Annotated in this window: 18 protein-coding genes; 4 read left to right on the forward strand and 14 right to left on the reverse strand. The window is 40.9% G+C overall.

Going from position 1 to position 20,314, the window contains the following annotated elements; translation table 11 throughout:
• Positions 1–33 precede the first annotated feature (33 nt).
• Complete coding sequence (locus HC643_RS17495; RefSeq protein ID WP_038083734.1) at positions 34–3,207, forward strand: phosphoenolpyruvate carboxylase; 3,174 nt, start codon at positions 34–36, stop codon at positions 3,205–3,207.
• 362 nt (positions 3,208–3,569) lie between these two features.
• Positions 3,570–3,824, forward strand: coding sequence for a hypothetical protein (locus tag HC643_RS17500; protein WP_038113142.1), 255 nt, complete (start codon positions 3,570–3,572; stop codon positions 3,822–3,824).
• A 61-nt stretch (positions 3,825–3,885) separates the two neighbouring features.
• On the opposite strand, the gene HC643_RS17505 is transcribed toward HC643_RS17500, so the two are convergent.
• Complete coding sequence (locus HC643_RS17505) at positions 3,886–4,269, reverse strand: hypothetical protein (protein ID WP_038113143.1); 384 nt, start codon at positions 4,267–4,269, stop codon at positions 3,886–3,888.
• Positions 4,270–4,534: 265 nt separating this feature from the next.
• Here HC643_RS17505 and HC643_RS17510 point away from each other — a divergent pair, with 265 nt between their 5' ends.
• Complete coding sequence (locus tag HC643_RS17510; RefSeq protein ID WP_050045910.1) at positions 4,535–4,837, forward strand: small RNA NsiR4-regulated ssr1528 family protein; 303 nt, start codon at positions 4,535–4,537, stop codon at positions 4,835–4,837.
• Positions 4,838–5,204: 367 nt separating this feature from the next.
• Here the strand turns inward: HC643_RS17510 and HC643_RS17515 are convergent, their stop codons facing one another.
• Both HC643_RS17515 and psbP read right to left on the reverse strand, forming a co-directional pair.
• The gene (locus HC643_RS17515) at positions 5,205–5,819 is read right to left on the reverse strand and encodes a Maf family protein (protein ID WP_038088602.1); all 615 of its coding nucleotides are present in this window, start codon (positions 5,817–5,819) and stop codon (positions 5,205–5,207) included.
• 77 nt (positions 5,820–5,896) lie between these two features.
• On the reverse strand, positions 5,897–6,442 hold the full coding sequence (gene psbP / locus HC643_RS17520; RefSeq protein WP_050045911.1) for a photosystem II reaction center PsbP: 546 nt from the start codon (positions 6,440–6,442) through the stop codon (positions 5,897–5,899).
• Positions 6,443–6,642: 200 nt separating this feature from the next.
• On the opposite strand from psbP, the gene HC643_RS17525 reads away from it, so the two are divergent.
• Entirely contained in the window at positions 6,643–7,461 is an 819-nt protein-coding gene (locus tag HC643_RS17525; protein ID WP_038079112.1) for an SDR family NAD(P)-dependent oxidoreductase, read from the forward strand.
• A 56-nt stretch (positions 7,462–7,517) separates the two neighbouring features.
• Here the strand turns inward: HC643_RS17525 and HC643_RS17530 are convergent, their stop codons facing one another.
• The 11 genes from HC643_RS17530 to HC643_RS17585 form a co-directional block, all read right to left on the reverse strand.
• A complete protein-coding gene (locus HC643_RS17530; protein WP_050045912.1) occupies positions 7,518–8,270 on the reverse strand; it encodes a hypothetical protein in 753 nt (250 codons plus the stop codon).
• A gap of 324 nt (positions 8,271–8,594) precedes the next feature.
• Positions 8,595–8,783, reverse strand: coding sequence for a CPXCG motif-containing cysteine-rich protein (locus HC643_RS17535; protein WP_038079110.1), 189 nt, complete (start codon positions 8,781–8,783; stop codon positions 8,595–8,597).
• Positions 8,783–10,426, reverse strand: coding sequence for a B12-binding domain-containing radical SAM protein (locus tag HC643_RS17540; protein WP_038079107.1), 1,644 nt, complete (start codon positions 10,424–10,426; stop codon positions 8,783–8,785). The genes HC643_RS17535 and HC643_RS17540 overlap by 1 nt, the downstream gene beginning before the upstream one ends.
• A 22-nt stretch (positions 10,427–10,448) precedes the next feature.
• The gene (locus tag HC643_RS17545) at positions 10,449–10,703 is read right to left on the reverse strand and encodes a SemiSWEET transporter (RefSeq protein ID WP_038079104.1); all 255 of its coding nucleotides are present in this window, start codon (positions 10,701–10,703) and stop codon (positions 10,449–10,451) included.
• A 25-nt stretch (positions 10,704–10,728) separates the two neighbouring features.
• Positions 10,729–12,552, reverse strand: a complete 1,824-nt coding sequence (locus HC643_RS17550) for a hypothetical protein (RefSeq protein WP_038079102.1) — start codon at positions 12,550–12,552, stop codon at positions 10,729–10,731.
• A gap of 201 nt (positions 12,553–12,753) precedes the next feature.
• Entirely contained in the window at positions 12,754–13,842 is a 1,089-nt protein-coding gene (gene aroC / locus HC643_RS17555) for a chorismate synthase (protein ID WP_167844702.1), read from the reverse strand.
• 319 nt (positions 13,843–14,161) lie between these two features.
• On the reverse strand, positions 14,162–14,566 hold the full coding sequence (locus HC643_RS17560; RefSeq protein ID WP_038079100.1) for a type II toxin-antitoxin system VapC family toxin: 405 nt from the start codon (positions 14,564–14,566) through the stop codon (positions 14,162–14,164).
• 2 nt (positions 14,567–14,568) lie between these two features.
• The gene (locus HC643_RS17565; RefSeq protein ID WP_038079098.1) at positions 14,569–14,784 is read right to left on the reverse strand and encodes a hypothetical protein; all 216 of its coding nucleotides are present in this window, start codon (positions 14,782–14,784) and stop codon (positions 14,569–14,571) included.
• A 517-nt stretch (positions 14,785–15,301) separates the two neighbouring features.
• Positions 15,302–16,693 (reverse strand): UDP-glucose dehydrogenase family protein, encoded by a 1,392-nt coding sequence (locus HC643_RS17575; RefSeq protein WP_038079097.1) that lies wholly within the window; start codon positions 16,691–16,693, stop codon positions 15,302–15,304.
• A gap of 103 nt (positions 16,694–16,796) precedes the next feature.
• Positions 16,797–17,732 (reverse strand): UDP-glucuronic acid decarboxylase family protein, encoded by a 936-nt coding sequence (locus tag HC643_RS17580; protein ID WP_050045916.1) that lies wholly within the window; start codon positions 17,730–17,732, stop codon positions 16,797–16,799.
• 292 nt (positions 17,733–18,024) lie between these two features.
• Positions 18,025–20,175: a cation:proton antiporter domain-containing protein gene (locus HC643_RS17585; RefSeq protein WP_038084467.1), complete on the reverse strand. Its 2,151-nt coding sequence runs from the start codon at positions 20,173–20,175 to the stop codon at positions 18,025–18,027.
• Positions 20,176–20,314 lie beyond the last annotated feature (139 nt).

Consider the following 20,314-nt stretch of genomic DNA (forward strand, 5'->3'; position numbering starts at 1 on the left):
TAGAGATATTATTTTCCTTAACCCACTAAAGGTATGAGTTTCCTTTTATACTCTTATTCGTCTCAGGATGTGAATATCTACCCCGCCTCTGAAATGTTTCTACGCCATCGCCTCCAAATTGTAGAGGAGTTGTGGGAGTCGGTTCTCAGACAAGAATGCGGTCAAAAGATGGTGGACTTATTACGACAGCTACGAGATTTGTGTTCTCCAGAAGGACAAGCAATAGATAACCAAGCCTCCTCTGTATCTAAGTTAATCGAGCAACTCAATATCAATGAAGCAATTCGGGCGGCTCGTGCCTTTGCGTTGTATTTTCAGCTGATTAATATCATAGAGCAGGATTACGAACAAAGACAGCAACTCAGTCGCTATGAGGTAGCCACAGAAACAAAAACTCAGGAAACTCTACCAAATTTTATTTATTCCTCAAATCAAGAAGAAGCTGAAGCACCATTGAACAGTGGATTGGGAGCAGACCTCCTTACAAAAAGCTGGCAGGCAACTTCCCAAGGAAAACAGAAAGGCACTTTTACAACTTTGTTTCCCCAGCTATTTCAGCTCAATGTACCGCCGCAGCAAATTCAACGTCTGATAGCACAGTTAGATGTGCAGTTAGTGTTTACGGCTCATCCAACAGAAATAGTTCGTCATACAATTCGCGACAAACAACGCCGAGTTGTACAGCTTTTACAACAACTTGATACCGTAGAAAAGCGCTCTTTTAACGAGCAGCACATAGCCGGGAATCCCCCAGGGACTTCCTTCGGTCAAGATGCTCCAAAACTATGCTTGAAGGCGGGCGGATATCCTTGGGAAGTAGAGGAATTACAAGCCCAATTGCTTGAGGAAATTCGCTTGTGGTGGCGAACCGACGAACTTCATCAGTTTAAACCCTCGGTGCTAGATGAAGTAGACTATGCCTTGCATTACTTCCAAGAAGTCATTTTTGACGCAATTCCCCACCTATACAAGCGGTTTAAATACGCTTTGGCTAATACATTTCCATGGTTAGAACCACCAAACAGAAACTTTTGTCGCTTTGGCTCTTGGGTGGGAGGCGATCGCGATGGAAATCCTTCGGTGACGCCGGAAATAACTTGGCAAACAGCTTGTTACCAAAGAAATATCGTTTTAGAAAGATATATCAAATCCATCAAGCAGTTGATTAACTTGCTCAGTTTATCGCTGCACTGGAGTGATGTTTTGCCAGATCTGCTGGAATCTTTGGAGCAAGAACAGTCTCAATTGAGTGAAGTATACGACAAACTGGCTTTGCGCTATCGCCAAGAACCTTATAGACTCAAATTGTCCTACGTTCAAAAGCGTCTGGAAAATACACGCGATCGCAATTTGGCTCTTTACAAAGGCGAAAAGCTCACTAACGAAAATACCTTCGTGTATCGCTCTGGAGAAGAATTTTTAGCAGAACTGCGTCTGATAGAACGGAACTTGACAGAAACAGGTTTAAGTTGTAAAGAATTAGAAAATTTGATCTGTCAGGTAGAAATTTTCGGTTTTAACCTAACACATCTCGATATTCGCCAAGAATCCACCCGTCACTCAGACACTTTAAACGAAATTTTGGAATACCTCGGAGTTCTGAAAGTTCCTTACAATGAGTTATCTGAAGAAGAAAGAGTGGCTTGGCTGACAGCAGAACTTCAAACCCGCCGTCCGTTAATTCCAGCAGAACTGCCATTTTCGGAAAAAACGAACGATGTCATTCAAACTTTACGGGTAGTGCGATCGCTACAGCAAGAATTCGGTCAAAATATCTGTCAAACATACATCATCAGTATGTGTCGTGAAGTGAGCGACGTACTGGAAGTGTTGTTACTTGCTAAAGAAGCGGGATTGTTCGATCCCGGTACTGCCATTGGCACGATCCAAGTCGTTCCCCTGTTTGAAACAGTGGAAGATTTGCGTCGTTCAACCAGCGTTATGAGGCAACTGTTTGCCCTACCACTGTACCGTGCTTTGTTAGCAGGAGGCTTTGCAGCAGCCAAGACAGAAGGAGATGGAGAAGCAACAGATCCCTCTTCCCCCCCTCTCCCCGTCTCCGCCTCTCCCACTCCCCCTCACTCTCCTTCCCCACTCACGCCTAACTTACAGGAGGTGATGCTGGGTTACTCCGATAGCAACAAAGACTCTGGTTTCTTAAGCAGTAACTGGGAAATTCATAAAGCTCAAAAATCTCTACAAACAGTAGCAGAAGCATATGGTATAGCTTTAAGGATTTTCCACGGGCGAGGTGGTTCTGTAGGACGTGGTGGCGGTCCTGCATATGAGGCTATATTGGCGCAACCCGGACACAGTATCAACGGGCGGATCAAAATTACAGAACAGGGAGAAGTTTTAGCTTCTAAATACTCTTTGAGAGATTTAGCGCTGTATAACTTAGAAACAATTACCACTGCTGTCATTCAAGCAAGTTTGTTGCGAACTGGGTTTGATGATATTCAGCCCTGGAATGAGATTATGGAAGAACTCGCAGCGCGATCGCGCAAACACTACCGCGCTTTAATTTACGAGCAGCCTGATTTTATTGACTTCTTCCACCAAGTTACCCCCATCGAAGAGATCAGCCAATTGCAAATCAGTTCGCGTCCAGCACGCCGTCCTTCTGGGAAAAAAGACTTAAGTAGTCTGCGAGCAATTCCTTGGGTATTTAGCTGGACGCAAACCCGATTTTTGCTACCTTCCTGGTACGGTATGGGTACAGCCCTGCAAGAATTTTTAAACGAGGAACCGGAAGAACATCTGAAATTACTGCGATATTTTTACATCAAATGGCCCTTCTTTAAGATGGTCATTTCTAAAGCAGAAATGACTTTAGCAAAAGTAGACTTGCAGATGGCGCGACACTATGTAGACGAATTATCAGAACCAGAAGACAAAGCCCGTTTGGAAAAGGTTTTCGATCAAATTGCTAGCGAGTACTACCTGACACGCGATTTTGTTTTGCAAATTACAGGGCATCAACGACTTCTAGACGGAGACCCCACACTACAGCGTTCCGTACAACTTCGGAATGGCACAATCGTACCATTAGGATTTATACAAGTATCTCTCCTGAAACGCCTGCGTCAAGCCCGAACCAACGTGACTTCCGGAGTTATTCACTCTCGTTATAGCAAAGGTGAGTTACTGCGGGGAGCGTTGTTAACAATCAACGGTATCGCCGCCGGAATGAGAAATACGGGTTGAGGCTGATGGCTAATGGCTAATGGCTAATGGCTAATGGCTAATGGTGAGTCCAGCACTGCAGGCGGTGAGACCAGTGCTATAGGCGGGTTTCCCGCGCCCTGGCAACTGGCGTACAGCCCTTCGGGCATAGCTTCGCAACGCGAAGCGTCTCCGTAAGGAGATACCCGAAGGGGTTTCCCACGCCCTGGCGACTGGCAACTGGCGAACCCGTGTAGTCTGGCGAGCATAGCCTGCGGCATCGCAGAGCGCGTGCCTTGCACGTAGCGTCTCCGTAAGGACATAGGTCTGATGGCTGATGGAAAATTAACTATTAGCTAATAGCTATTAGCCATTAGCCATTAGCTATTAGCCATTCACAATTAATAATGAAAAACCGAATCTTAATTTGTACGTTTTTAGCGCTACTCTCAGGGTTTTTTGGTGGTTATGTAGGGGGACAAATCACCCTGAGTCTTCACAACCAGAAGTGCCAAAATCAACCTTGGGGGTGGAAACAAGTGTGTGGTGCTTGGACAACTCCAACCGCAATATGGCAAGGAAGCACGACCGGACTGTGGGTGGGAACTATCTTGGGTGCTTTTGTTGGTGGTGTAGTCACCAAGCAAAATAGAGAGTAGTTAGTGGTTAGCGGTTCTACCAACGACTAACCACTAACAATCAACAACTAATCATTAACCATCACTCAGTAGGTGTAGCAGGTGTTTGTGGATAACTCAAAGTTTTCCAAGAGTTTGTGCTAGTATCAAAACAACGCCAAGCTCCTATAGAACTATCCCGGTAGCAGAAAAGGGAGCGATCGCCAGCGTTAAAGTTATCGGTCAAAAAGTATACAATCCCTCTGAAAGGATAGATTTTGCGACTCAGCCGCTTGGCTACTGCTTGGTTGGGACATTCTACGACAAATACTGGTTGTCCGTGCAAATGGGCTAAGGAGAAAATACACATCCGCAGGATCGCTCGCAGCCAACTTTCTGAGTTATCAAAATAATCATCAATGATTTTGTTGGTTAGAGCTTTTTCTAAAGCACGGTCTTTTTTATAAGGAGTGTGAGGGTCTGACATAGCGCAACCTATAGCTTTACCGTTGGTTTGAGATTAAACCAAAAGCTCTAAAAGTGACAAGCGTATAGCAATCGTTTGAGCAAAAATCAGAAAATTTACTTAATATAAGACAAAAGAATAACCTCAGTAGAGGGCAATTTTCCTTGAAATTGCATAAAATGTATATAATAAAAGGCTACACAAGGTAAAAAGACCGTAGTATTTAGTATCTTAGTGCCTGCAAAGCTTGGTAAAATTTACTGAGTAACTGTGCTTCGATTTTGTCATGACAACTGAAATTAATCAAAACGATCCAACAACCAAGGGTGCTGATGCAATTGATGAAGCGATCGCACGAGGAATTGATTTCGATGGTTCTCCCATTCCCCCGGCTAAGTTAGATCTCTATCAGAAAGTCATGGGGCTAGAAGCAAACAGACAGCGCAGTGGGGTCTCAAATACAATGCGATCGCGCATTGTCAGAATTGGAGCAAAACACATTCCCCAAGCCGAACTCAATCAAATGTTAGAAGACGCGGGTTTTGCACCTTTGAAAGAGAAAGAAATTGCTTTTTATTACAGTAAATAGCTAATGGCTAATGGCTAATGGCTAATGGCTAATGGCTAATGGCTAATGGCTAATGGCTAAGTAGTCTGGTATGACAAAAATTAACCATTAGTACTGCTGGGCAATGCCTACCAAAGATTTTAGTGGGTATTACGCCACTCCTTTGGGCGCGAGGAAACTAGCGCCCGAGGTTTGCTCCCCTGCATATATTTCACAAATCAAATAGGATTGCCATAGCTAATAATTGAACAATATAACCATTAGCCCTTCGGGTATCTCCTTACGGAGACGCTTCGCGTTGCGAAGCTATGCCCGAAGGGCTGTACGCCAGTTCCCTACGGCGGGAAACCCGCCTACTTTCTCTGGTCTCACCATTAGCCATTAGCTATTAGCTATTAGCCATTTCACAATTTTGCCAAAAATCCGTAATTTTATACCCCAGTTCCTCTATCATTTGCCGCAGGAGAGGTAAACTTAATCCGATAACATTGCTGTGACAACCTTCAATTTTTTCTACAAACAAACTACCATAACCTTCAAGTGCAAATGCACCAGCACATTTGAGAGGTTCTCCTGTAGCAACATAAGCATCAATGGTACTGGAGTCGAGTTGTGCAAAGTAAACTCTTGTAACCTGATACCTTAACAAACTAACATTTTGAGAAACATCGATTAACGCATGACCCGTGTAGAGGTCACCAAAACTTCCTTGCATTTTTTGCCAGCGTTGGCGTGCTTCTTCTGGATCTGCAGGTTTGCCATGAATTTCACCCCCCATATAGAGAACAGAATCACAACCCATAATGAGAGCGTATTGAAACTGGGGAACTACAGTTGCTGCTTTGTTTTTCGCCAAAGTTTGCACGAGCTGTGCGGGATCGCTTAATTGAACTTGAGATTCATCGAAATTACTGGGACGAACTATGGCTTCAATTCCAATTGTCTGAAGAAGACGACGACGTGCAGGAGATGCAGAAGCTAATACAAAAGGTGGGATGTTCATAAAAAATTGTTGGTTGTTAGTGGTTAGTTGTTAGTTGTTATCTAACCACTGTACGGGCGCAAGGCAATGCGCCCCTACTAATATACAGAAAAAGAATTTACAGCTTCTTCTATAAGTCTTTGAACTCTAGACCAACGTTTTTCGGTAACGGAAGCATTGAAGGTAAAAAGTTTACCACGGCTAACTGCAACATTGGCAAGATTGTGACGTTGTTGATTTCCGGGCAATTTAACTAAATACTCCAATTTATAGTAGGTTATGCCTTTATATTCTCGTTCTTGAGCATTAACTAGTTCGGCTTCACGACCAGATCCTTCAGGCGCAAGAGCATTTTTCCCTAATTTGTAACCTACTTCTCCTGGTGTTCCCAGTTCTTTGAGAGTTTTACCATCTGGAACAGGGCTAATAACCACAGAAACATTTTCACTTGGTTCAATAATGTCATGAAAAACCACGTCGGGTCCGTTGGCGACTTTAACTTGCACCCAGCCGTTAGGATATGAAAACTCATAGCCATCAGTGGTATTAACATAACTTCTGAGACCAGCTGCGATCGCTACATCAGAATGACTTAGAGTGAAACTAAACACCAATAGCAAAATGAACGCAATTCGTTTCCACATGAATAATATTCCTTTAGGCTGGTTGCCAGAATAGGCAAGTATAATTTCTCTTACTTATTGTCGCATTAAGGGTGACATCCAGGTTCAAAGAGATAAAGGGAAGAGAGAAGTGATGGAAAATATCTTACGTGAGTTGGAAGGTTTCTAAAATTTTGTTGTTCACACTAATAGACAGTAAATAGAGTTTATTAGCAGAGAATATGGCTCCCACAGTACTTATCACAGGTAGTTCTCAAGGGATAGGAAAAGCGACTGCACTTCTGTTTGCTCGTAAGGGGTACGATCTTGTATTGACTGCACGTCGTATTGAGCTTTTAGAAAGTGTGGCGCAAGAAATACAGGCTCTCGGTCATCAAACACCACTCGTAGTTTCTTGTGATGTGACAGATCCCTTACAAGTCAATACATTAGTTGAAAAAGCTTTAGATCGTTTTGGGTGTATTGATGTATTGATAAATAATGCAGGGAGATTTGCTGAAGGACCAGTAGAAGCTTTTTCCCTGAGCGATTGGCATGATATCATAGACCTCAATTTGTGGGGATATATTCATACAATTAACGCTCTTTTGCCTCATTTTCTCCAACGCAAAAAAGGAACTATCGTGAATCTCAGTTCTATTGGTGGTAAAGCAGCAACGCCATACGTAGTTCCATACTGTACTAGCAAGTTTGCCGTTACTGGTTTGACAGAATCATTACATGCAGAATTAAAACCTAAGGGTATTCACGTTTGTGGTATTTACCCAAATTTAATTAAAAGTAGCCTGATGGAGAGAACTGTTTTTCGCGGTAACGACGAGCAGGATGCTCAAAGTCGTCGGGAACAACTAGAAAATATCTTAAAATTTCCTGGAGTTGAGAAGCCTGAGGATGTAGCAAATGCTATTTGGGATGCTGTCCACAACCATAAATCTGAGGTATTGGTAGGTTCGGCAAATATTTCGCAAGGGTTCAATAAATTATTTCCCAGTTTCTTACAATGGGCTTCCCGACAAGCTTTGAAGAATAAGGATAATTAGTTGTTAGTTGTTAGTTGTTGGTCGTTAGCTAATATCTACTAACCACTAACCGCTAACTAATTCCAATTAATCACTTTTTCTTTGACTATTGTTCTACCGTCTTCAATAACTCTGAAAACATTTCTATTTAGGATGTAATGGACATTTCCATTAATTGCAAGATATTGAGTGTTTTCTCCAGATTGAGAATTGTCTTTTTGTAGCGGAAGTGCGATCGCGCTGTTCCCATTCTTAGCAATACTGATATAACTGTCGGGAACTTCTTTACCACATATATAAACAAGAAAACCTGTTGTTTCTGCTTCTACTAAAGTATTCTGACCGGGAGGACAGTTTTTTGTGAGAGCTTGACCGTCACCCTTAAATGCACTTTTGACTCTTTCTTTAAGAATAAGACGACCCTGTTTGACGGCTATAAGTTCATAAGGAGTTATGACGTGTGCTAACTCTTCTTTAATAGCAACATAAGTTTCTCCATTGACTTGAGTAACGGGTATAGTTGTTTTACCTCCGTCACTTTTGGAAATCCGAACGTAGTATCCAAGAGAACCTGCTTTCTCTCCCCGACAAATGTATACCCGATATTTAGCTGTTTCAAAACTGCGTTTTGGTAGAAGTTTTGAAGACGGACAAACTTGTTCTTGGAGTGATAAAGTGGGGATGTTAGTTAAGTTATTTGTCAGTTTTTTTGGCTCTATTATCTTTTCTTGCGCTCTCGCATCAAGTATTGGCAACAATAACGATGCGATCGTCACTAATGCTAAGTTAAATGTCCCTACATATTTCAATTGACTGTCGAATAACTTCATGTTTTTAAAACAGAAACAGTAAAATACGCAACAATTTTGTGAAGAAGGTATTAAATTTCAGTGTTTTAACGGGTATAAGGCTTTAATTATTATCAAGTAAAAAAAATCCAGAACAGTATCACGTCCTAAATTTTTATATTCTCTTTAAAAAAAATTCTTTACAAGTAATTTTCGTGTTAAGAGAATCTACTTAGCTTGACTCTCTTTCTCTTTTAGTGTTGGAACCTTTTTAATTGTCGTGAATAGGATGGATAATGCTCGCCAGTCACTCCATGTGGGATCGGATACTCATCCTTCACTCTTTATCTATGGTTTTTACAAACGTTACTCTTCGTACTCCGTATCGATTTCAACATCAAGCGTATCTTCATCTATCCGCACGTATAAAATATTGGGATGACAGCAAACTTGACAATCCTCTACGTAAGATTGCTGACCACCCGCACTGAGATCCACAAAAGTTGTGTTCGGTTCGCCACAGAAGGCGCAATAATATTCCGCTGTTGTTTGCATTAACTCAAGGGCTGTAGTTCTTTCTGAGATGATGGGAAATAGCTGGTTGCATCTGCTAGATGTTTCAATAGTGTAGTCTGAGGCAACGGTCCTTGCAAGTGATGCCAAGGAAGTATTTGCTCTGTTGACCAGTTAGCATAAACGTAAAAATCTAGGTCGGGAATTTTTCCTCTAAGTTGTTTAAAAGCACGTTTGTAGCTACCTAAGGAATCTCCAAAAGAACGCGTGAGTTCCAGCATCTCGGAAAGTCGGCGATCGCCTCTCGACAATAAAGTTTGGATAATCGACCAGTTGTAGCTTTCCGGTCGAAAATCTATCCCTTGAGGTTTAAATTGCTTTTGCAAAAACTGCAGTCGTTTTTCTGCTTGAGGATTGACTCCAAACCATTGGAAGGGAGTGTGTGATTTCGGTACAAATGTACTGCATCCTAGTGTGAGCCGCAGACCAGGAGCAGCTTTTTTGAGTTCGCGCATCATTGCGACTGTTGCATCCAAATCTTCTGGTTCTTCACCGGGAATTCCTACCATTCCATAAAGTTTTAAACCTGATAACCCTCCCGCTTTCGCATTGATTGCAGCTGTCACAATTTCGTCATTTTGCAACTTCTTATTTACAATACGTCGCACTTTTTCAGAACCACTTTCTACAGCGATTGTCAGCGATTTTGTGTCTCGTTTTGCTAAAGTTTGTGCTAGCTGTACTGTCACTGTATTGGTTCGTACTGAGGCAATACTGAGACGCACGTCATCGTACTTTGGCTGACTGATGTAATTGAGCAAAGCCTCAAACTCTGGATGTTGGGTCACTGAAGCCCCAAGCAATCCCAGGCGGTTAGTCACTGATAACCCTTTTTCAATCGCTGGAATTAACGAGCTTTCCAGACTAGCAGTTCTAAAAGGGAGTGTGAGATAACTAGCCAAACAGAAACGACACATTTCGGGACAACTTCTTACCACTTCTACCATGTAGATGTTTTCCCAAGCTGCTTTTTCTGTCACGACAGTGGATGCTGAGAGGATATTTCCCCTGTAAGTTTGCTTGTGTACTATACTGGGAATTTCTGCAGACGTAGGTTTAATTGATTTAATGGTTCCATTTGATGGATGATACTCCACTTCATATAAGCTGGGGACATAAACACCGGGAACTTGTGCTAGAGCTTTGAGCTTGCTTTGTCTGTCTGCGTTTCTAACTTCTTTATACGCTTCTATAAAACTCCCTAATAAATTTTCGCCCTCTCCTAGCAAGATGACATCAAAGAAATCCGCAAAAGGTTCGGGGTTGGCTGTAAGCACGGGACCACCGCCAAAAACAATGGGGTCGCGATCGCCTCTCAAATTTGCTCTAATGGGAATCGCTAAAGATTCAAGCAAGTTCAACACGTTGACGTAATCCAACTCCCAAGACATGGAAAAACCTACTAATTCAGGATTTCTAGGAAGTTGTTCGCGAGTATCAGTGAATAAACGACTCACCTGTACATCCGAACGCACAGCCAGAGTAGCCCATACTACTTGATATCCAAGGCTTGTAATGCCCACACTATATTCGTTTGGAAAGGCAAATATAGTAGGAACAGCCCCAGTAGAGGAAGTAGCTCTTTCAAATAAAAGGCGTTCCGCAGAAAATACAGAAGATGTCACAGGTATTTCGTTAATAACAGGTTTATCTATATTTAATTTTAAGCCATAGAATTATCAGGTTAAAAACTAAGCTGACGCTGTTAGCAAGAATAATTGGCAAGGATTTGAGAGCAATGCCATAGAGCAACCATAAGAATATGCCCGTGTTGAAAGAAATCAGCATAATGTAGGAAACATCTTTTGCTGATTTTGTTTGCCATGTTTTCAACACTTGTGGAAAAAAGGAAAATGTTGTAATTGTGGCAGCAAGCAAGCCTAACACCATCACAAAATCCATAGATCGCACCCTTTTGACAACCCTTTTATTTTATACCCTTGTCTTTCACACCCTTCAGATACAATTTAGCCCAAGCATAACGCTCTATATCTTTTGTCAGTAAGTATTCAACCGTATTTTTTCGGCTATTATCACTTGTCATTGTTTTTAAAATATGCTTAATTTCTCCATCAATTTCTTCAGATTTAGCTCCAAGCATCATAGCTTTTTGAAAGCAGAAGTCTCCTTGCAAATAATTACCCTTATCGTAAAAAATAATTCCTAATAAAATATGAGCGTGATAATTTTCAGAATTACATTTTATTGCTTTTGTAGTAAATATCTCTGCGTTAATTAAATCAAATGTATCTTTGAAAGCAGCACCTTTAGCAAGTAAAATACTCGATTTCAGATGGTTGTCTGAAATTTTTTCTAACTCTATCTTGGTAAGTAAATTTAACGCTCTTTGTGGATCGCCTGCTTTACACCAGTAATTGCTAGCAGTTGAAAGGTGTGATATTTTCTGAGTGCGATCGAATTCTTTTTCATGAAAATTTGCCTCCAAAGTATAATATGCAGTAGCTATCTTTACAGAGTTGGATAAAAGGTCTCTTTCTACAAGATGCGCTACCGATACTGAATCCAGACGCTCTTTTGATTCAAGTTTCAACAATATTTTATAAAATATTTCAAAACTTAATTGATTTGTTGAATCTAAAATACCAAATTTTTTTTTCAACTCTATAAAGTGATGTTGCTGAGCAAAAGTAATAATATCATGGCGATTATTCTTAATCAACCACTCAATTTCTGAAGAACTTAAAGCCCATCCTAGTAGAATTCTTGATTTGAGATTGCGAACATAATTTTCATTAGCTATGGCAATTGTTTCATACAGATGTCGCTCTTTGAGAAACTCTATATCTTCTTCTTGTAAAGCATTATCTATGTCAATTAATTTTAAAACTTTGTACAAGTAACTAGAGGTTGATAATTCATCAATCTGCTCTGCTTTATACTTAATTTTTAGAATAGCAAACTCTCGTTTTTTTTCCAATTCATCAGCTATAGCTATCGTTTCAGTCAAACCGTGCTTCTCCAACCAATTCACTTCCGAGTAAATTAGTTCCTCATTGGTATCTAGTTTTTGTAAAATAAGATACAATCGACTTGCTGTAGAACTATCTGTATATTTATTGGCTTTGTACTTTTCCTTAAGCTGTGCAAAGATAGCCTCTCTTTCGGTTTCTTGTTGCTTAAAAATTGCTATAGTTTCAGCCAATCCATGATTAATCAACCATTCAATTTCAAAATCTTCTAGCCGTGTTTTTGTGTCTAGTTTTTTAAGAATTGTGTGTAATGGATTATAGGGCGATAAGTCATGATATTTGGTTGCGTGATATTTCTCTTTTAACGCCAGAAACTGCTGCTGTAGTTCCATTTCCTCAATCATTATAACTGTAGCAAAAAGCTGATTTGACTTTAACCATTCAATCTCGTCGTGGTTCAGTTGGTTTTCTGCGTTTAGTTTCCACAGAATTGCAAATAGAGGGTTTGAAATATCATTCTTAAAACTATTCCAATAATTGGGAATTTTGTACTGAGACTTGAGGCTATAAAACTCATTTTCAAGTTTTATAATTTCTTCTGCTTTTCGCTGTTCCTCTTTTAAAATATGCTCTACAGTTTCAAAAAGTTTGTGCTCTTTTAACCAATCCAACTCAATTTGAGTGAGTTTAATTCCTAAATCAAGTTTTTGCAAAATAAGATACAGTAAGCTCGAAGGCGCTGAATCTTGATATGCAGTTGCTTGATATTTAGATTTCAGATGCATAAAGTGTTTGACGCGAGCCTGAAATTTTTCGTCCATGTGAAGGTCTAGTACAATATACTTTATAAATTTTGTTATTAATGTTACTATAGCAGCACTGAGTTTAAAAGGATAGAACCTGTATTCCACCTATGCAAAAACCCCGACGTCTTTGAGAAGTCGGGGATATAAGCGATACAGAGTTTTTTATAGGCCGTTTGAGAACATTTGTACTGTTAATTTATGAAACATAAAATTTCTCTACAAAACTTTGCACTGACCGTAATGCTGCAATAAGCGATCGCACAGTACAATTGCCACCATTGCTTCTACCATCGGTACAGCACGAGGTAACACGCAAGGGTCGTGGCGTCCTTTACCTGCTAAAACGGTCTCTTCTCCTTCATTGGTAACTGTTTTTTGTTCTTTTCTAATAGTTGCTGTTGGCTTAAAAGCAACACGCAAAATAATATTCTCACCGTTGGAAATCCCACCCTGAATTCCCCCAGAATGGTTTGTGGTGGTACGAATTTCACCGCTCTCATCAATATAAAATTCGTCGTTATGCTCAAACCCTGTTAACAAAGTTCCTGCAAAACCAGAACCAATTTCAAATCCTTTACTAGCAGGAAGGGACATGACACCTTTAGCAAGCTCGGCTTCCAACTTATCAAACACCGGATCGCCCAAACCTTTGGGTACATTTCGGGCTACACATTCCACGACTCCACCAATGGAATCTCCTTGTCTCCCCGTTTGTTCGATCAGTTCAATCATCCGTTCTGCACATTCAGCATCAGGACAACGAACGATATTGCTCTCAACTTGTTCTAAAGTAACAGTGTTTGGATCGATCGCCGCTTCTAAATCTTTGATGCGCTTGACGTAACCTATGACTTCCACGTTAGCAACTTGGCGAAGAATTTTTTTCGCGATCGCACCTGCAGCGACTCGCCCAATAGTCTCTCGTGCTGAGGATCTACCTCCACCTTGCCAATTGCGAATGCCGTATTTTGCATCGTAAGTTGCATCGGCGTGAGACGGGCGATACTTAACAGACATCTCATCGTAATCTTGAGAACGGGTATCTTTGTTACGCACCAAAATTCCTATTGGTGTTCCCAGAGTTTTCCCTTCAAACACTCCAGATAAAATCTCACAAGAGTCTGCTTCCTTGCGAGGAGTGGTAATCTTACTTTGTCCGGGACGACGCCTGTCCAGTTCTACTTGAATTTCCTCTGTAGAAATTTCCAGTCGTGGAGGACAACCGTCTATAACGACTCCCACACCGCCTCCGTGGGATTCACCAAAAGTAGTAACGCGAAACAAATGCCCAAAAGTATTGCCCATGATGTTGATAATGTACCATCAAGCCTATGGTTTTTACTTACACGTATTCTCTCACTACCAAGAAAGAAATACCACGATCGTCACTTATCCATTTCTTTGACTTTTTTTGCAAATTGTTGCAATTTTAGATTTTAGCTGTCTCTTTCCCAATCGCCAATCATAGATACAGCACGAGGCAAAACACAAAGATTGTGGCGTCCTTATGTCACGCTTACATATAATAGTTAATTTGTCAAGATAAGCAAGCGCGAGAAAATCCTACAACCAAAAACGAAAATATTTCTTTTCTAGTCCCCAATCGCCAATCCCTAATCCCTATTTAAGAAGAACGCCAATTCTCCATTTGCAAATTAGGTACTCTTTGAAATTCTCTCTCGTTAGATGTTACAAGAATATGATGATGAGTTAGTGCTGTTGCTGCAATTAGTAAATCATATGCACCGATAGGAGTACCTGCTGTTTTCAGGATACTTCTAATCTGAGCAGCTTGTTCGGCTTCTGACGCAGCAAAAGATAATGTCGTAATTGAACTTAAGAAAGTTTCGAGCGCCGATTGAATTTTAAGAGCCTTTTGGGGATTAATCGCTAATCCATATTTCACTTCCATTAGTGTTAAGGATGAAATAAAAATATCAACAGGAGAAGTAGATTTTAATCGCTTAAGTGTATTTTCTTCTCCCTTAATAAAATCACTAATTACACAAGTATCTAGTAAATAACCCATCCTTAAAATTCGACTTCTTTAGGCGATAGCAGTTCGTCTCGGTAGGACTCAAAAACTATATTCTCTGTCACACCTTGATACTGCATAATAATTTCCGACCAATGAGTTGGTTTTGTTTCTAAGAAAGTTACAAAAACTCGGCTTTCACTAATGCCTTGTGGTGTTTCAGCAAGTTCGATTTTGCCGTTCTTGTAAATTCCTTCTATAGTTTGCAGCATTATTCTTTTCCTCCTAGCTACATTATAGTTGCTTGACAGCGATTGATTCACCTGTAACACTGAACACTTCTAAAACACATCCTTCTTCATTATTAGCAGGATGAGGAACAAAATCAATTTATGTACTAGGATAAAATAAAGGAAAAAAATTTTGTTGTCGTTATGAGTAACAGGTCTCAACTGCTCGAAGCAATTATAACCCTTCCGGAGGAGCTAGTTGACCAGGCATTATCATTTTTAAGCACGATCGCGATTGTGCTGGAAAAATCAAGGCAATGACTGATTTTTTGAATGAAGACGGTTAATTTTTGGAGAATCGTCTGTTGCGAGTCATGAAGCAAAATACGAAGGGATCGGACTTAGTTTTGTTATGCAGGAATACGGCAGAGGTTGATGTTTACCCTCTGCCGTTCTGCGGTAAAACTAAAGCTAGAATATCAGTTTGTTAGTCATTTCAAACTTGCTTGTAGCTAGATTTTGGCTCTCATCCAAAATCCCAAATCCACGCATCCAAAATCTACCGACCAACACCAATATACTGGAAACCAGCCCGAATCATTGTCTCTGGGTCAAGATAATTACGACCATCAACCATGACTGGATGACTCATAAGTTGAGCCATTTTGGCATAATCTAAGTTTTTGAATTGTTCCCATTCAGTGACAAGTACCAATGCATCACAACCATCAGCAAGTCTTTCAGCATCGGTTTCTACCAATACGCCGCTCAAACCATGACGCATACCTGTTTGGGAAACAATTGGGTCATAAGCTTTCACTTTTGCGCCCAAGCGGTTCAACTGCTCGATAATATTGAGAGCGGGCGCATCGCGCATATCGTCTGTATCGGGCTTAAAGGTTAAACCTAACAATCCAATAGATTTACCTTTAAGAATTTTCAAAGCTTGCTGTAGTTTTTCAATGGCAATTAATCGCTGGCGCTCGTTAACGCTTACAGCTGCTTTCATTAACTGAGCTTCATAACCGTAGTCATCAGCAGTATGAATTAATGCTGCAACATCTTTAGGGAAACAAGAACCACCCCAACCGATACCAGCGTTCAAGAACTTGTTACCGATACGGGAGTCTAAACCGATACCTTTTGCAACTTGAGTCACGTCAGCACCAACGCGATCGCAAATGTTAGCAACTTCGTTAATAAAACTAATCTTAGTTGCCAAGAAAGCGTTAGCAGCATATTTAATCATTTCTGCCGAACTCAAATCTGTTGTCAATACAGGTACTGGAGGTAAAGACGGATCTTCGGCAAATTTGCGCTCAACAATGGGAGTATAGAGTTGTTGCATCAAAGCGAGAGCTCTGGGGCTGTTACCTCCCACAACAATACGGTCTGGGTTGAAGGTATCATATACTGCTGAACCTTCCCGCAGAAACTCTGGGTTACTGACTACATCAAACTCTGCTGTAATTTCAGGCAATTTTTCTAATTCCGAACCACCACCTGCAGTCACAAGTGTTTTTTGACGTTCGGCAATACCATCTAAAACAATCATTCTTACCCAGTCTCCAGAACCGATAGGTACTGTAGACTTGTTAACAATAACTTTATAACCACCGTTTAAGTGAGCGCCAATACCGCGAGCAACTGCTTCAACGTAACGAGTATCGCTTTCACCAGTTGGTAGAGGCGGTGTTCCGACTGCAATAAACAAAATTTCTCCGTGAGCAACGCCTGCAGCCAAATCTGTAGTAAATTGAATCTTTTCTGCGTTAATTGCAGATTGCATAATTTCTGAGAGTCCCGGCTCAAATATCGGTGATTGCCCGGACTTCATAATTTTAACTTTCTCTTCGTTATTGTCTACACAAATAACATCATGACCAATGTGAGCTAAGCACGCACCTGTAACCAAACCAACGTAACCAGTACCTATAACACAAACACGCATTTCGTTTTATTCCTCGTTTTATGGGGTGATTGAAGAAACTTTTCAGTGGGAGCAAAAACTATAAATTTATGGTTCCCAGAGCTAACAGTTTTCTTGCCATTAGCTATTGGCCATTTTTAATGCGCTCGCGAAAATCTTCTACAGTCAGTTTTAACCCCTGTTGCAAAGGAACGCTAGGTTCCCAATTTAACCAAGTTTTTGCTCTTGTAATATCAGGGCGGCGACGACGTGGATCGTCAGAAGGTAGTGGCTCAAACTGAATTTTTGCGTCAGGGTTAACTAAGTTTTGCACCGCTTGGGCTAACTCCAGAATTGTATACTCATCAGGATTTCCCAAATTCACTGGACCGACGTATTCGTTATTCATCAGACGCATCAGACCGTCTACCAAATCAGAGACATAGCAAAAACTGCGGGTTTGCGAACCCTCTCCATAAACAGTCAGAGGAGTTCCCCGCAATGCTTGAACCACAAAGTTGCTAACGACCCGACCGTCATTTTCCAGCATTCGAGGTCCGTAGGTGTTAAATATTCTGGCAACACGGACATCTACTTTGTTTTGTCTGTAGTAATCAAAAGCCAAAGTTTCTGCAATGCGTTTTCCTTCGTCATAGCAAGAGCGAATTCCAATAGGATTCACATTACCCCAGTACTCTTCACTTTGAGGATGAACGTTTGGATCTCCGTATACTTCACTTGTTGAAGCTAACAAAAATCTTGCTTTGACACGCTTAGCCAACCCCAACATATTCAACGTACCCATCACGTTGGTTTTAACTGTTTTTACGGGATTGTACTGGTAATGTACTGGGGAAGCAGGACAAGCCAAATGGTAAATTTGATCGACTTCTAATCTAATTGGCTCGGTGATGTCATGACGGATCATCTCGAAATATGGGTGATCCAACCATTTCAGGATATTACGTTTGTGTCCTGTATAAAAGTTGTCAAGGCAAATCACTTCATGTCCATCGGTTATTAACCGATCGATAAGATGGGAGCCAATAAACCCAGCACCGCCTGTTACCAAAATTCTCATAGTTTACCAGTTACTAACAAATGTTTGCTTTCTTCGCTTGCGCTTGTACTTAGATTACCCAGGCTTTAAACAAAAATACAGCAAAAGAAATATGCTTTTTTCGAGAGTTCTGGATGGATGTAGCTAGTTGCCCCTGGATGAGCGCTTGTTATCTGTGTACTCGCGGGTCTTAACAAGACATAAAAAAAATAACAAACATTGTCTGCTTGTTGTTAGTGTTTAACCTAGATTTTACAAACTCTTTATAAAAGTAAAGTTTGTTAACGTATTTGTCACGAATATTGAACGCTGATTACACAATCCCCTCAGACATGGCTGCTGTGGTTGTCGGAACATTAGCCGGTACAGCTGCTGTTTGAGTGCGTTGGGGTTCTCCAAGCATGACGATGGAACAAGTGAGTTGATTAGCCAATTGAGTGGTGACATCACTAATTGCTAACCTATCGGGGCTAGTACGATTGCGGACAAAAGGCAATACGACTAAATCAAATAATCTAGCTGCCTGTAAAATTGCTTGAGCGGTATTCTCATGAGCTAGAATCTGAATCTCTGGCGGGTTTGGTGTCCCAAGTTTAGATATAGTGAGCGAGAGTTGCGATCGCCGCCAAGCAATTTTACTTGAACTGGTACGACGTTCGCAAACATTCAGCACGGTCACTTGTGCTTGATTTGCTTCTGCTAAAATTTGGGCAAACTGTACCGATTGTAAAGAAGGTGGCGTCAAATTTTCTAATGGAACTAAAATCCTTTGAATTTTACTTGGTGAATCAACCAAACGAGTGACAGCTACCGGGCAATGAGAAGACCATAGAACGCTATCAATGACATTACCAAACAAACGTGCTTTTAACCCAGTCCGTTTACCCCAACCCATGACAATCAAACTTGCTTTTTGTTCTCGAGAAGCCCGACTAATTCCGTGAGCAAAAGCATCGTCTATTCGCATTAAGGGTTGAGCCTCAACACCCATAACTTTACTCAGTGCTGTTGCTTTTGCTAACAACCTTTGACTTCGTTGAACGGAGGCTTCCACGTGCGGAGCATCCATATGAGCAAAAGCCGTTGCGATCGCGAGGGGGACAATCTTACCATGTGTTTGCCGTGCCAGCAGTACCGCCATTTCAATCAGGTGTTGCTGTGTTTGGGGATTGTACACGGGGACTATAATGGTATACTGACTTTCTCGTTCCTCTGACTTTTGCTGAGGAGGTACAATTGGCTTCTGCTCTTTGCACGGTGGAGAAGTTAAACCTACAGCTGCGCGATTCGTTATCAGCGGTCCCAGTATTGAAGTCAACAGCATCAAAATAATAATGCTGTTTAGAATCTGAATATTTAGCAATTTAGCTTGATAACCAACCAGTGCTGCTGCTAACGTCGTTCCTACTTGCGGTATTGACAGCGACCACATTGTCATGACTTCTTGCCAAGTGTATCGGTAAGTTACCTTTGCTAAAAAAGCCGCGATAAATTTAGCGATCGATAAACCAACAACAATCAGAACCGTTAACCCTAAAGTCTTAAAATTGGTTGTCAAAGAAGGTAAATCGACCTGCAAACCCAGATTCACAAAGAAAATCGGAATAAATAATACATTGCCAATGAATAATACCTTATCTTTAGCCGGACCTTCTCCCACTGTTTCATTAACAGCCAAACCAGCTAAGAAAGCTCCGAAAATCTTGTCCACGCCAACGATCTGCGATCCTACAAAAGTCACAAATACAGCAAGAATCACAAATAAAAATTGATTTCCTTCCTCATCCCCCGAGCGGCGAAAAAATTCTTTACCCAACCAATCAAAACCTACTAGAACGACAATTGAGTAGACAATTAAAGAACTAATTAATCCAACCACTAAGTTATAGTTAAATTGCTCGGCTTTATGAACGGCTAAGCTAATCGCCAAGACTAGTAAAGCACCAAAATCAGTAACAATAGTGGCTCCGACAGTAACAGCTACAGCTTCATTATTGACAACACCCAAACGACCAATCATGGGATATGCAACCAAAGTGTGGGAAGCCAATAAAGAGCCAATCAAAATAGCCGCATTCCAATCAAAGTTAAAAATTCGCCCTATAGCAGTTCCTACTAGTAAAGGAACTATAAATGTAAAAAATCCGAATCCCAACGAACGATTTTTTACCCGATGAAATTGTTGTATATCTACTTGTAACCCCGCCACAAACATCAGGTAAACTAACCCAATATATGAGAGTAAATTTATGACGGCAGAATCTTGACGCAAAATATTGCAGCCATGAGGTCCGAGGACTAACCCAGCAAGAAGCAATCCTACTAATCCAGGCAATCGCAGCCGCTCAAACAGGATTGGTACAACTAAAATGACTACCAACAGAATAGCAATGGGAACAATAGGTTCCTTGCTAAGAACTTGGAAAGCGGGTTCCAAAGCAAGAACTTGTAATGTGAGTTCCATAGGTAGGACGCAGAAATGGCAATAGAGGAGCTTCGAGCGAAGTGTCTCTTATTTATTAAAACTTAACAATTTGCAAATTTACCCTGAAAAGAAATAAAAATTTTCCTTACACTACCCAAACGATTATCTAAAAACTAAC

It is taken from the genome of Tolypothrix bouteillei VB521301, from assembly GCF_000760695.4.
Classification (GTDB): domain Bacteria; phylum Cyanobacteriota; class Cyanobacteriia; order Cyanobacteriales; family Nostocaceae; genus Scytonema; species Scytonema bouteillei_A.